This window comes from Polaribacter huanghezhanensis (genome assembly GCF_030444335.1).
Classification (GTDB): domain Bacteria; phylum Bacteroidota; class Bacteroidia; order Flavobacteriales; family Flavobacteriaceae; genus Polaribacter; species Polaribacter huanghezhanensis.
Window position 1 is genome coordinate 1222523 of sequence record NZ_CP128595.1, and the last position, 13083, is coordinate 1235605.

The window sequence follows — 13083 nt, forward strand, 5'->3', positions numbered from 1 at the left end:
TTAGAAAGTTTATTTTCCGTTCTCTTTTTCTAGTGAGGTTATATTTCTCTTTTCAATTTGTATAGTAAAATAGCTATTTCACTATAAAAATAATGAAATAAACGCTTTAAAAGTTCTTTTATAAAAGATTTCTCGACTCCGCTCGAAATGACAATTAACTAACAACACCCACCACCATCATAATGGAAGGTAGAAGGAGAAAAGAAAATATCATCTCTTCCTAAATTTTGTAATGCTTTTGCAGTTTTATCACAAATTGCCAATGGCTGATTTTTCAATAACGTATGTCCTAACCCATCATCAAAATAGGCTGAATTACCATAATAAATGGCTGCTTTTCCTGTAAAAACACAAGGGCCATCTTCTGGCATTGGATCTTTAATTGCGGCAATTTCAATCGATTCTATATAAATCAATTCATCTGTTGGATAATTTTTAGGATCTAAAATTCTGTAAGGTTTTCTCGCTCTAATTTCTATCGTTCCAAAACCAGCATCTGTCAATGCTTTTACATAATCAGCAATCGATAAACTGCCAGACAAACACAAGGCACGCAAGCGATCATCGTTGCGTAATTCATCATTCATTGGTTGTTCGCATGTAGGATCGCTCATTACCAAACGCCCATGAGGTTTTAAAACTCGGTGCATTTCTTCAATGGCCTTCTTTAAGTCATCGGACTTAAAAATATTGAACAAACAGTTTTGAGCAGCAACATCAATCGAATTATCTTCCACAGGTAAATTCATGGCATCGCCTTTCCGTAAATCCACAAAATCAGATTTGAACCAATTGTTTTGCGCTTCTGCAATTTTAAAATTCTTACGAGAAGCTTCTAGCATTTCACCCACAACATCCAACCCAATTACGCCGCCTTTATTTCTATTGAAATACGCGAATTGCAACAATTCCATTCCGCCACCAACTCCAACATATAACATTTTCGGATTGTTCGTTAAATCTCTTGCATGCACTGTAGAACCACAACCGTAATTCATTTCTTGCATAATTCTAGGAATCTTCAATCCGGGCAATTCCCAAATAGGATTTGTTGTGCAGCATAAACCAATATCTGGCGTTAAAGCTGCTTCTTTATATACGTTATGTGTGGTTTCTAGGTAACTCATTTTCTTTGGATTTATCGATTTTTGGATGTTTAGATTTTTAGACTCTAATAATCCAGAAATCTACTAGTCTATTTATCTAATAATTTAATTAATTCTTTAAATAATACAATCATTTTTGGCTCTGCTTTTCCAGCAATTGCAATGATTTCAGCAATATCAACAGGATGTAAATTTTTCGGATCACATTCGTCTGTCAACACAGAAATAGCAGCACAAGGCAACTCTAATTGTTTTGCAACAATCACTTCAGGAACGGTACTCATTCCTACAGCATCCGTTTCTAAAATTTGTAACATTCTGTATTCTGCTCTAGTTTCTAATTGCGGTCCAACTACGCTGGTATAAACACCAGCTTTTAAATCTATGTCGTTTGCTTTGGCAATTTCTTGCAGTTGAGTATTTATTTTTTTAGAATAGGGTTCTAACATATCCGCAAAAATATTCCCAAAATCATTGGCGCCTTTAAAAGCTAACGGGGAACTTCCTTGCAAATTGATATGATCTTCAATCAGCATGATATCTCCTTTTTTATAATTTAAATTGATGGCACCTGCGGCATTTGAAATCAATACATTTTTGATTCCCAAACCGTGCATAGTTCTAATTCCGTAGGTTACTTCCCATAAATTATAGCCTTCATAGACATGAAAACGACCAACCATTACAATTACTTTTTTACCAGATAGGTTTCCGTAAATTAGTTTCCCTGAATGGAACTCAACCGTAGCTTGCGGAAAATTAGGAATATCGGCATAAGCAATTTCTTTTTCAATGTCGATTTCATCAACCAATTTCCCTAAACCTGTTCCGAGTACAATTCCAACTTCTGGAGCTGTAATTCCAACAGATTTTAAAAATGCTATTGTTTCTTTAAGTTGTTTTTTTTTCATATTCATGCTGAATTAGTTTCAGTATCTTTTTATTTTAAAGTTGTATCTTTTTTTCAATAATTTCTTTAACCTTCGGATTGTTTTTATAGAAATGGGAATCGATTAAATCTTCAAAAGTATCGATGTCGTTTAGTGTTTTTATCAACCCAACTGATTGTTGTTGCTCTTTTAATTGGGCTAAAGTTATTGTTAATAATTCAGATTGACTCCAAGGTTTGTCTTTAAAAATGGATGGATTCATTTTTGACATCCCAATTAAATAATAACCACCATCTTCAGCGGGACCAAAAACAACATCATTTTTTGCCAAACTCTCAAAACCTGAATCAATAATTTCTTTTGAAATATCAGGTAAATCAGAGCCAATTAAAAGGATGTTTTCATAGCCTTCTTCAAATCCATTTTGAAATGCATTTTGCATTTTAATTCCTAAATCTTCACCTTCTTGTACAAATTTTTTGCCACCTTTCCATTTTGATGAAATAATTGCATCAGAAAAATAAATGTGTCTGTCGGCTTTAATATTAGAAGTTGCTTTTTCGGTGATACCTGCCAATTCTGAATAAATTTTAAACGCACCAATAGCACCAATCCTTTTAGCCAAGCGGGTTTTTACTTTGCCTAAAATAATATTCTTAACAAATATGATTAGCAAGTCTTTGTCTTTTCTCTTGGCTCTTTTCTCTTGGCTCTTTTTATCACTCATATATTTCAACTTTTTATTTTTTAGCTGCTGAGAACTGTTAACTGAACACTGAATTACGCAACAACTCCTTGACAGCTACTTCCTGCGCCAGCTGTGCAGCCGTAGCAATGTTGATTGATAATAATATTTCTATTTTGCAGCAATTCTTCGTTGTAGTCAGCAATATGTTTTACGCTAGAATTTACTTTTAAATTTAACATTTGATTGAAGTCACAATCGTATAAAAACCCGTCCCAACTAACAGAAATTGTGTTGGTGCACATTACGTTTTCTACTGCTGCAGGATTGTAAGCTTCAACCAAAGAAATCATATACTCTTCATAGTTGTCAGAAGCAATTAGATAATCTAAAAATCGGCTGATGGGTAAATTGGTAATGGCAAATAAGCTGTGAAAATCAATATTAAAATCGTCTTTCAATGCTTTTTTAAAATCGTTTTCTAATGCTTGTTGATCTCCTGGTAAAAATGCGCCTGATGGATTGTACACCAAATCTAATTTTAAGTCAGAATCTTCAATTCCATAACCAACTTCATTTAGCATTTGTAATACTTTGATTGATTTATCGAAAACGCCATTTCCACGTTGTTTATCCGTTTTTCCACGTGTCCAGTGCGGCATCGAAGAAACCACATGAATATTGTGTTTTTTAAAAAAGGCGGGTAAATCGTGGTATTTTTTATTTGCTAAAATGATGGTTAAATTAGATCGAACAATAAAGTCTTTGATTCCAGCTTTAGCAGCTTCTTCAACAAACCATCTAAAACTTGGATTCATTTCTGGAGCACCACCCGTTAAATCTAAGGTATGTGCTTTGGTTTTTTTTATGACATCCAAACATTGCTTCATGGTTTCAATTGTCATGATTTCTTTTCTGTCTGGACCCGCATCAACATGGCAATGCGAACACACCTGATTGCACATATAACCCAAATTGATTTGCAGAATTTCTAATTTCTTTGGACGCAATGGAAACTGATTTGTTTCCGTTATTTTATTAGTAAACGTAGGCAATTCACCATCAGCAAAAATTCCGTTTGATAGAATTTCTAATTGACGTTGGGTGTTTGCTAAATCGTTATTTCTTGCTAAAAGGGATTTTTTCATGTATGCTGATTCAGTATCTTTTTGTCTCCTCAAGCGCAGTCGAGAGGTTATAATTTTTATCCGTCTAGTTTATTCACTTTATTCATCATTTGAACTCCATGAACCAACGTTGCCCCACTTTTAATAGCGGCACCAACATGTATAGCTTCCATCATTTCTTCTTTGGTAATTCCGCGTTGCAATCCATCTTTTGTATAGGCATCAATACAATACGGGCATTGTTCTGTGTGTGCTACAGCTAATGCAATCAATGATTTTTCTCTAGCTGTTAACGCCCCTTCTTCAAACACTTTTCCGTAGTAGTCAAAGAATTTGTTTCCTAGTTCTTCGCTCCATTCTGTAATTTTTCCAAACTTTCTTAAATCTGCTGGATCGTAATATGTTTTTGCCATGTTTTTTGTGTTATTCTTAAAAAATAAAGATACTACTTCCCGTTCAGATTCCAATCATATTCTAAGAAACGAATCTTTGCTTTTTTGTTGATTTTAATTGTAGAATACTTGTTTAAATAATCAATTAAAGAACCATTCTTTGTGAAATCGTCTTTATACCAATCAAATATTTTTGAAAGCTGAATTTTCTTTTGAGTGATTTTATTTCGATTAGAATCATTAATAAAAATTTTCATTAAATCTTCTAGTTTTTCGTCAATATTGTCTTCAGTAAAGGCAAAACCCCCTAATTGCGGACAAGATACAGAAGCACAATTTACACCAACATGAATTCTAGGATCGTTAAAATTCTTTCTTAAAATTTTATGTTCAATATGATTTAACGTATACATTTCTCCACCAACATTTGCAAATGGAATATTCCAAGCATCTTTTCCTTTTTCTTTAATATTGGTGATGCTTTTTAAAGGATATTTATCAAGGATTGTTTTTAAAGTGTAGGCGTTATAGGCATTAATCCAAAATGCTTTTGATTTGTTTTTTGACCAATTTTTTTGAGGAGCTGTATTTTCTAAATAACGAATGTATTCAGTTAATTTTGATTCGTCAATTTTTAACATTTTGTAATTTACATTTTCCTTACCATCCACATGTGTATTTAATAAAGCATTGTAAGTTGCTGTTTGTGAATTGATTGAGTCAGTTAGAAAAAGAGAAAAAAGAATGGTAAGAAATGATTTCATCTAAAATGTTTTTATGCTAAATTTTAGACGAACTAATTTAGCGTTGTTTACACAGAAAGAGATAAAAAATTAATCCATTATTTCTTCTCTAGGTTTCAAATTGAATTTTTTTCTAAACCAAAAGACAAAAACATATAAAAAAGGTGTGTCTAAAATGGCGATAATCATTTTAAAAACGACACCACCAACTAATAAACCTAAAAATTTATCCCAAGAAATAATGTAAAAAGAACAAAGTAAAATTAATACGGTTAACGTGTCTATAAATTGAGAAGTAAATGTTGAAAAATTGTTTCGTAACCAAAGATGTTTTCCTTTGGTAAGTTTTTTCCAAAAATGATAGACTCTAATGTCTATAAATTGTGCAAATAAATAGGCCATCATAGAAGCGAATACAGCCAACGGAGCAGCGCCAAATACATTTAAAAATGTTTTATCTGTAACTTGAGACCAAGAAGTAGCAGGAACATGTTTTGAAACAAAAATGATTAACAATGAAAAAAACGAAGCAAAAATTCCAGCAATTACTACTTGATTAGCTTTTTTCTTACCATATACTTCAGATAAAATATCAGTAATTAAAAAAGTAATTGGATAGGGTAATAAGCCAACAGAAATCTCAAATAATTTTACGTCAAAAAGAGTAATATCAAAAGGATACCAATAAAAAAACTTTTGAAAAATAAGATTAGAAGTTACTAATGATGCAATAAATAAAGCGGCTAAAATTAAATAAATTAATTGTGAAGTAGATTTTTGGTTAGCTGTCATTTAACGAAAGTAAGAATTTAGTTTGATTTTAAAAATTTGTATGTTTGCAACATTAAATAAAGAATAAAAAAGAAGAACATGAAGGCATATATTTTTCCAGGTCAAGGAGCTCAATTTTCAGGAATGGGATTGGATTTATACGAAAAATCAACCATAGCGCAAGAGTTATTTGAACAAGCCAATAAAATTTTAGGTTTTGCAATCACAGATATTATGTTTGAAGGAACAGCAGAGCAGTTAAAAGAAACAAAAGTTACTCAACCTGCTATTTTTTTACATTCAGTAATTTTAGCTAAAGTGTTGGGAGATTCTTTTCAGCCAGAAATGGTAGCAGGACATTCTTTAGGTGAAATTTCCGCTTTAGTTGCAAATGGTGTTTTGTCTTTTGAAGATGGTCTAACATTGGTTTCAAAACGTGCTTTAGCAATGCAAAAAGCGTGCGAAATTCAGAAATCTACAATGGCTGCCATAATTGGTTTAGAAGATGGTTTAGTTGAAGAAGTTTGTGAATCAATTGATGGAGTGGTAGTAGCAGCAAATTACAATTGCCCTGGGCAATTAGTGATTTCTGGCGAAATTAAAGCTGTTGAAAAAGCCTGTGAATTATTAAAAGAAAAAGGTGCGAAAATGGCTGTAATGTTGCCAGTTGGTGGTGCATTTCATTCACCAATGATGGAGCCCGCAAGAGAAGAATTAGCAGCGGCAATTGAAGCTACAACTTTTAGCAATCCAACGTGTCCGGTATATCAAAATGTTACTGCAAGTGCAGTTACAGATCCAGATGAAATTAAGAAAAATTTAATGTCGCAATTAACGGCGCCAGTTCGTTGGACACAATCTGTGCAACAAATGATTGCAGATGGTGGAACAGAATTTATAGAAGTTGGCCCAGGAAAAGTATTGCAAGGGTTGATGCGTAAAATTGATAGAAGTGTTGCCGCAAGTGGAGCTTCTTTTGAATAAAGAATAAAAAGTAATTGGAATAAAAATCCCATTCAATTTGAGTGGGATTTTTCTTGTTTATTTAGAAAGAACGCAATCTTCGCAGTCTTTAATTTCGCCATAGTATGTTTCTCTATATTTGTGAAGAGTTTCTAAAGGAATAATGTTTAAAAACATTTTTTTAATGTAAGTAACCCTTGTGTGTAATCGTCCCATCTGTGGAGTAAATCTTTTTTCTAAACGGGTTTTTCTTTTAATTTGAATCAGTCTCATGTTGTCTTTTATCATTAAATTAATATGATACAAAGATATGGAGATGATGAGGTCTTGTCAATTTTTAAATGTTAAAACATTAATTTTCAACTGATTAATATTGTATTGAAAATGATAAGGCGTAATTTTTAAAGATATGTTAAGGATATCTGCTTTTATTGAACTATTTGTAATCTTAAAAAGTTAAATTTGAGCAAAAATGACTTAAAAAAGCTAAAAATAATTCAAAAATGAGGTAAAAAAGGTTAAAAGCAGCTAAAAATGGCATTTTTTAATTAAAACCATTTTTTTCTTTTAAAATAATATAACATTCCGATTGCAATAACCACCATACTTCCTAACATAATAAAGTAGCTGTATTTGTAACGTAATTCAGGGATCACATCAAAATTAGTTCCGTAGATACCAGCAATAAAAGTAAGTGGAATGAACACTACTGAAAATACGGTTAAAAACTTCATAATGTCGTTTAGCTTTGTGCTAACTGTTGTGTGATAAATATTTAGTTGATCGGATAAAATTTCTCTATAACTATCAGAAATTTCTACTGCATGATTAATGTTGTTTTGTAATTCTTTAAAGTGAATGAAGTTTTTATGATTGATAAATTCAGAATCTATTTTTGTTAAATTGACAAGCATTTCTCTTGCAGGTAAAATATTTTTTCTTAAATAGTTTAATTCTTTTTTATGCTTGTTTATAGCGTCAATAATAGATTTTTCTGGGCTTTGAATTAATTGTTCTTCTAAGTTTTCAATTTTATCTCCAAGAACGCTTAAAATATAAATGTAATTATCAATTACAACATCTAAAAGTGCAAAAAGTAAATAATCTGATCCAGAATTAATAATTCTTTTTTTCTGCTTACGAATGCGAATTCTTACTGGCTCAAAAACGTCTCCTTTTTTCTCTTGGAAAGAAATTAATACAGATTTAGTAATAATCAAACTCAGGTTTTCAAAAGAAATTTCATGAGAGTTTTCATTTACTTGTAACATTTTTATGGATGTAAACAAACAATTGTCATATTCCTGCACTTTAGGCCTAGAATTCGTATTCATTACTTCTGCAATAATGAAATCATCAAATTGAAAACCTTCTGCAATTTGTTTCATTATATGAGTTTCATCAATTCCGTCTACATTAAACCAAGTAGTAGATTTTTTATCTTGATACGCTAAAGCCTCTTCTACAGAATTAATCGGAATTTCTTCTAAATTGTTTTTATCATAATCGATAATTCTTAGAACGGTGTTTTCTGTTTTTTTTTCACCAATAAAAATAAAATCATCTGGTGATGCGCCAATTTCATTTTGATGTTTTTTAATAAACCTAGCCATAGAAAAATCAATTTAGTGCCAATTAGGACGTTTAATCAGTGAAAGATATATTTTTTTATTTAAAACAACAACTAAGACTGTTGTTTTAACTGCCACTTCCAAGCGGATTCTAGTGCCTCGTCGAGTGTTTTTTCTGTTTTCCAGTTCAATTCTTTGTTGGCAATTGTGGTGTCTGCAAAAGCAGCAGTAATATCGCCTTCACGTCTTCCAACAATTTTATAATTAAGCGATTTTCCAGAAATTTTTTCGAAAGATTTTATGACTTCTAAAACCGAACTTCCTTTTCCTGTTCCCACATTAAAAAATTCGAAATTTGCTTTATTTTTTTTGTTGATCAATCGCTGCAACGCTGCAATATGTGCTTTTGCTAAATCTACCACATGAATATAATCACGAACGGCTGTGCCATCAATAGTATCATAATCATCACCAAAAACAGACAATTCTTTTCTGATACCTGTTGCGGTTTGTGTAATAAACGGAATTAAATTTTGTGGAACACCTAAGGGCAATTCGCCAATTTTTATGCTTTCGTGTCCGCCAATCGGATTGAAATATCGCAAAGCAATAGCATTTAAATTGTAAGCTTTACAGCTTTCTTTGATGATTTCTTCTCCAATTTGTTTGGTGTTTCCGTACGGAGATTCTGCTGGTTTTGTAGGTGCATTTTCTGTAATTGGCAACTCATCAGCTTGGCCATAAACGGTACAAGAAGAACTAAAAATAAAATTATCTAGCTTTCTATTTTTCATTTCTTGTAATAAATACACTAAAGAACCAATATTATTTTCGTAATAATCTAATGGTTTATGAACACTTTCTCCAACTGCTTTAAATGCTGCAAAATGAATAATTCCGTCAATTTTATTGTTTTCAAAAAAAGAAATTACGTCATTTTTAATACGTAAATCGAGTTGATGAAACTCGGGTTTTATTCCTGTAATATCAGTAATGTTGTCTAGAACATTTATAGATGTATTTGATAAATCATCAATAATTACAACATTGAATCCAGCATTTTGTAATTCTACAACGGTGTGAGAACCTATAAAACCTAAACCGCCAGTTATTAATATTTTTTTCATAAAAATGTTTTTAATCTCTCGACTCCCCTCGAGGAGACAAACATAAATCATGTCAAGTCGAGCGGAGTCGAGACCTAAATATTATCTAACAAAATCTAAAATAATCTGAGTTATAAACTCTAATTGATCTTGTTCTAATTCGGTATGCATTGGTAATGAAATAACTGTTTGTATCAATTGATTTGTAACAGGAAAATCACTTTCATTATAACGTTCATCCGCATACGCTTTTTGTGCGTGTAATGAAACAGGATAATAAATTGCATTTGGAATGTTATTTTCTAATAAATGTTTGTGTAATTCGTCACGTTTTCCGTTGGTAATTTGCAATGTATATTGATGAAAAACATGTGTTGTAAAATCGCTAATTGTTGGAGTGATAATATTTTTATTGTTTGCAAAAGCATTCGAATAAAAGGTTGCAGCTTTTCTGCGAGCATTACAATAAGAATCTAACAAAGGTAATTTTGTTTTTAAAACGCCGGCTTGAATAGAATCTAAACGAGAATTTACACCAACAACATCATGATAATAACGCGTGTACATTCCGTGATTTACAATTCCACGTAAAGTATGAGCCAATTCATCATCATTGGTGAAAATTGCGCCGCCATCACCATAACAACCTAAGTTTTTTGAAGGGAAAAATGATGTCGTTCCAACGTTTCCAATAGTTCCGGCTTTCTTTTTTGTTCCGTTTGCAAACGTATAATCTGCACCAATTGCTTGTGCATTGTCTTCAATAACAAGCAAATTATGCTCTTTTGCAACTTCTAATATAGCTTCCATATTGGCACATTGACCAAATAAATGAACAGGAACAATGGCTTTTGTTTTTGGTGTGATGGCTTTTTTCAAAGCATCAATATTTATATTATAAGTATTCGCTTCAACATCAACCAAAACAGGCGTTAACTTTAACAATGCAATCACTTCTACAGTTGCCGCAAACGTGAAATCTGCGGTAATCACTTCATCTCCTTGTTCTAAACCTAACCCCATCATTGCAATTTGCAAAGCGTCAGTTCCGTTTGCACATGGAATTACATGTTTTACGTCTAAATATTTTTCTAAATCTGCTTGAAATTCATGGACTAAAGGACCATTAATATAAGTTGAAGAATCTAATACTTCTTGTATTGAAGCATCAACTGTATCTTTAATTTTAGCATATTGACTTTGTAAGTCAACCATTTGAATTTTTTCCATCTAATTTGTTTTACATCGAGTAACAAAAGTACAAAATTCTACTTGTTTAAAGGAGTTTCTTTTTTGATTGATTTTTCTATTATCTTTGAGAAAATTCTAATTCAATTTCATGAAAATTTTCAAAAAATTCTTAAAAGTAGTTGCCGTATTCATCGTTTTAATTTTTGTTGGATTTTGGTTGTTTTCCAGAACGTTATATCCAACCTATAATGGAGAATTAGAGTTGGCAAATATTTCTGATGAAGTTACTGTCTATTATGATGAAGTTGGCGTGCCGCACATCAATGCGCAAAATCAAAAAGATGCATATACTGCTTTGGGTTATGTACACGCGCAAGATAGATTGTGGCAAATGGAATTAATTAGAAGAATTGCCGCAGGAAGATTGGCAGAAATTTTCGGAAAAGAATTGATAAAAACAGACAAGTTTTTCTCTGGATTAGGAATTGAAGAAGCATCTGCAAAAACGATAAAAAACTTAGATAAAAATTCTGAAGCCTACAAATTAACGATGGCGTATTTAGACGGAATCAATCAATTTATGGAAAATGGACCAACGCCTATTGAGTTTTATTTAGTTGGAGTTGATAAAGAAAAATACACCATAAAAGATGTGTATAATGTGTTTGGTTATATGGCTTTTAGTTTTGCTGCTGCTTACAAAACAGATCCAATGTTAACTGAAGTAAAAGAAAAATTAGGTGCAGCGTATTTTAACGAAATCAGTTTGTCTAATGTTAAAAATACGGTGTTAATTCACAATGAGAAAAATCCTATTTTAACGGCAAGTGTTGCTGCTGCAATGCAAGAGTTAAATAAAAATTTACCCTTATCGCCATTTATTGGAAGTAATTCTTGGGTTTTAGGTCCAGAAAAAACAAAGTATGGACGTGTAATTTTTGCAAACGATCCACATATTGGATATTCACAACCATCCGTTTGGTATCAATCTCATATAAAAACTCCAGATTACGAAATGTATGGATTTAATTTAGCGCTTTCTCCATTTTCATTAATTGGTCATAATAGAGAATATGCATACGGAATGACGATGTTTGAGAATGATGATGTCGATTTTTATTTTGAAAAAAACAACCCAGATAATCCGAATGAATATCTAACAGACAACGGTTGTAAAACCTATGATGTTATAGAAAAAAGAATCAAAGTAAAAGACCAAAAAGATGCTGTGTATCAAATAAAAGTAAGTCAGCATGGCCCAATTGTAAATGATTTAATGGAGCAAATTGACGATAAAAGACCAATAGCAATGCAATGGATTTACACCAAATTAAACAATGAATTGTTAGAAGTTGGTTACGATATTTCGCATTCAAATTCCTTAGCAGAATTTAAAAAAGGTGCTGCACGTTTGCACGCTCCGGGATTAAATATGATGTACGGTGATGCTAAAAATAATATTGCATGGTTTGCTTCCGGAAAACTGTATAAATACCGAGAGGGAATCAATACAAAAACCGTTTTAGACGGTGCTTCTGGAAAAGATGAAATCTTAGAGTATTATGATTTTGAGGAAAATCCGCAAGCAATAAACCCGAGTTGGAATTATGTGTATTCTGCAAATAATGAACCAGATTCTATAAAAGGAGGTTTGTATCCAGGGTATTATTTGCCAGAGGATAGAGCGAAAAGAATAGTGAGTTTATTGAAAGATAAAAACGATTTCACAAAAGAAGATGTTGCCAAAATGCTATATGATGTTACTTCTGCAACAGTAGCATCAAATATTACAACTTTAGCAACTGGAATTGATAAAGAGAACTTATCGCCAAGCGAAAAATTAAGTTTAGATTATTTAAAAAAATGGAATGGTTTTTACGGAAAAAAAGAAATTGCTCCAACCATTTACAACCGATTTATTTATGAAGTTTTAGTAGCAACATATCAAGATGAAATGGGTAAAAGCTTCAAACAATTTATAAATACACCTTATCAAGATAAAGCATTTGTAGAGCAAATTGCGAGAGAAGAATCTGTTTGGTGGGATAATATTAAAACTGTAAATAAAAAAGAAACAAGAACAGATATTATTACCAGTTCATATAAAAAAGCCATTGCGTTTTTAGGAAATCAATTGGGAGAAAATGTGCAAGATTGGACTTGGGATCGTGTTATTTCTGTTGAATATCCGCACGCATTAGGAAAAGTTGCTGCATTGCGTAGCTATTTTAATGTTGGGCCTTTTAAAACGAGAGGAGGAAACGAGGTAATTAACAATCAGATTTTTAATTTAGATAGCACAGGCGTTTATAAAATTACTGCCGGACCTTCTACGCGTAGAATTGTCGATTTTTCTGATGTTGAAAATAGTTTAGGGATTTTACCAACCGGACAATCTGGAAATGTGTTTAGTGATCATTATAAAGACCAAGCACAAAAATATGTTGATGGCGAATTTGTAAAAATGAAACTGAATCAAAAAGAGATTGAAGCTTCTGAAAATGTGTTGATTTTTAAAGTGAAGAAATAAATTTTTAC

General features: G+C 31.9%; 13 protein-coding genes. 2 read left to right on the top strand and 11 right to left on the bottom strand.

Features of this window, described 5'->3' with window-relative positions; all coding sequences use genetic code 11:
• Nucleotides 1–158: 158 nt before the first annotated feature.
• The 7 genes from arsM to KCTC32516_RS05795 all read right to left on the bottom strand — a co-directional run bounded on the left by arsM (nt 159) and on the right by KCTC32516_RS05795 (nt 5735).
• The gene (gene arsM / locus KCTC32516_RS05765) at nt 159–1127 is read right to left on the bottom strand and encodes an arsenosugar biosynthesis arsenite methyltransferase ArsM (RefSeq protein ID WP_301402631.1); all 969 of its coding nucleotides are present in this window, start codon (nt 1125–1127) and stop codon (nt 159–161) included.
• A 68-nt stretch (nt 1128–1195) separates the two neighbouring features.
• Nucleotides 1196–2017 (bottom strand): purine-nucleoside phosphorylase, encoded by an 822-nt coding sequence (locus KCTC32516_RS05770; protein ID WP_301402730.1) that lies wholly within the window; start codon nt 2015–2017, stop codon nt 1196–1198.
• Between the two features lie 34 nt (nt 2018–2051).
• Nucleotides 2052–2723, bottom strand: coding sequence for a TIGR04282 family arsenosugar biosynthesis glycosyltransferase (locus tag KCTC32516_RS05775; RefSeq protein ID WP_301402632.1), 672 nt, complete (start codon nt 2721–2723; stop codon nt 2052–2054).
• A gap of 53 nt (nt 2724–2776) precedes the next feature.
• A complete protein-coding gene (gene arsS, locus KCTC32516_RS05780) occupies nt 2777–3829 on the bottom strand; it encodes an arsenosugar biosynthesis radical SAM (seleno)protein ArsS (RefSeq protein ID WP_301402633.1) in 1053 nt (350 codons plus the stop codon).
• Between the two features lie 56 nt (nt 3830–3885).
• On the bottom strand, nt 3886–4221 hold the full coding sequence (locus KCTC32516_RS05785; RefSeq protein WP_301402634.1) for an arsenosugar biosynthesis-associated peroxidase-like protein: 336 nt from the start codon (nt 4219–4221) through the stop codon (nt 3886–3888).
• Nucleotides 4222–4253: 32 nt separating this feature from the next.
• Nucleotides 4254–4964: a DUF547 domain-containing protein gene (locus KCTC32516_RS05790; RefSeq protein ID WP_301402635.1), complete on the bottom strand. Its 711-nt coding sequence runs from the start codon at nt 4962–4964 to the stop codon at nt 4254–4256.
• A gap of 69 nt (nt 4965–5033) precedes the next feature.
• A complete protein-coding gene (locus KCTC32516_RS05795) occupies nt 5034–5735 on the bottom strand; it encodes a queuosine precursor transporter (protein ID WP_301402636.1) in 702 nt (233 codons plus the stop codon).
• A 78-nt stretch (nt 5736–5813) separates the two neighbouring features.
• Here KCTC32516_RS05795 and fabD point away from each other — a divergent pair, with 78 nt between their 5' ends.
• The gene (gene fabD / locus KCTC32516_RS05800) at nt 5814–6698 is read left to right on the top strand and encodes an ACP S-malonyltransferase (RefSeq protein WP_301402637.1); all 885 of its coding nucleotides are present in this window, start codon (nt 5814–5816) and stop codon (nt 6696–6698) included.
• Nucleotides 6699–6755: 57 nt separating this feature from the next.
• On the opposite strand, the gene KCTC32516_RS05805 is transcribed toward fabD, so the two are convergent.
• The 4 genes from KCTC32516_RS05805 to KCTC32516_RS05820 all read right to left on the bottom strand — a co-directional run bounded on the left by KCTC32516_RS05805 (nt 6756) and on the right by KCTC32516_RS05820 (nt 10584).
• Nucleotides 6756–6950, bottom strand: a complete 195-nt coding sequence (locus KCTC32516_RS05805; protein WP_301402732.1) for a hypothetical protein — start codon at nt 6948–6950, stop codon at nt 6756–6758.
• A gap of 275 nt (nt 6951–7225) precedes the next feature.
• A complete protein-coding gene (corA, locus tag KCTC32516_RS05810) occupies nt 7226–8290 on the bottom strand; it encodes a magnesium/cobalt transporter CorA (protein ID WP_301402638.1) in 1065 nt (354 codons plus the stop codon).
• Between the two features lie 71 nt (nt 8291–8361).
• A complete protein-coding gene (galE, locus tag KCTC32516_RS05815; protein WP_301402640.1) occupies nt 8362–9375 on the bottom strand; it encodes a UDP-glucose 4-epimerase GalE in 1014 nt (337 codons plus the stop codon).
• Nucleotides 9376–9456: 81 nt separating this feature from the next.
• Nucleotides 9457–10584, bottom strand: coding sequence for a DegT/DnrJ/EryC1/StrS family aminotransferase (locus KCTC32516_RS05820; RefSeq protein ID WP_301402641.1), 1128 nt, complete (start codon nt 10582–10584; stop codon nt 9457–9459).
• A 109-nt stretch (nt 10585–10693) separates the two neighbouring features.
• Here KCTC32516_RS05820 and KCTC32516_RS05825 point away from each other — a divergent pair, with 109 nt between their 5' ends.
• Nucleotides 10694–13075: a penicillin acylase family protein gene (locus KCTC32516_RS05825; RefSeq protein ID WP_301402642.1), complete on the top strand. Its 2382-nt coding sequence runs from the start codon at nt 10694–10696 to the stop codon at nt 13073–13075.
• The last annotated feature ends 8 nt before the right edge of the window (nt 13076–13083 follow it).

Coding starts and splice junctions, on each gene's coding strand:
- arsS (WP_301402633.1), bottom strand. CDS start 3,829: ATGAAAAAATCCCTTTTAGCAAGAAATAACGATTTAGCAAACACCCAA.
- KCTC32516_RS05785 (WP_301402634.1), bottom strand. CDS start 4,221: ATGGCAAAAACATATTACGATCCAGCAGATTTAAGAAAGTTTGGAAAA.
- KCTC32516_RS05820 (WP_301402641.1), bottom strand. CDS start 10,584: ATGGAAAAAATTCAAATGGTTGACTTACAAAGTCAATATGCTAAAATT.
- KCTC32516_RS05825 (WP_301402642.1), top strand. CDS start 10,694: ATGAAAATTTTCAAAAAATTCTTAAAAGTAGTTGCCGTATTCATCGTT.
- KCTC32516_RS05795 (WP_301402636.1), bottom strand. CDS start 5,735: ATGACAGCTAACCAAAAATCTACTTCACAATTAATTTATTTAATTTTA.
- KCTC32516_RS05775 (WP_301402632.1), bottom strand. CDS start 2,723: ATGAGTGATAAAAAGAGCCAAGAGAAAAGAGCCAAGAGAAAAGACAAA.
- arsM (WP_301402631.1), bottom strand. CDS start 1,127: ATGAGTTACCTAGAAACCACACATAACGTATATAAAGAAGCAGCTTTA.
- KCTC32516_RS05805 (WP_301402732.1), bottom strand. CDS start 6,950: ATGAGACTGATTCAAATTAAAAGAAAAACCCGTTTAGAAAAAAGATTT.
- fabD (WP_301402637.1), top strand. CDS start 5,814: ATGAAGGCATATATTTTTCCAGGTCAAGGAGCTCAATTTTCAGGAATG.
- KCTC32516_RS05790 (WP_301402635.1), bottom strand. CDS start 4,964: ATGAAATCATTTCTTACCATTCTTTTTTCTCTTTTTCTAACTGACTCA.
- galE (WP_301402640.1), bottom strand. CDS start 9,375: ATGAAAAAAATATTAATAACTGGCGGTTTAGGTTTTATAGGTTCTCAC.
- KCTC32516_RS05770 (WP_301402730.1), bottom strand. CDS start 2,017: ATGAAAAAAAAACAACTTAAAGAAACAATAGCATTTTTAAAATCTGTT.
- corA (WP_301402638.1), bottom strand. CDS start 8,290: ATGGCTAGGTTTATTAAAAAACATCAAAATGAAATTGGCGCATCACCA.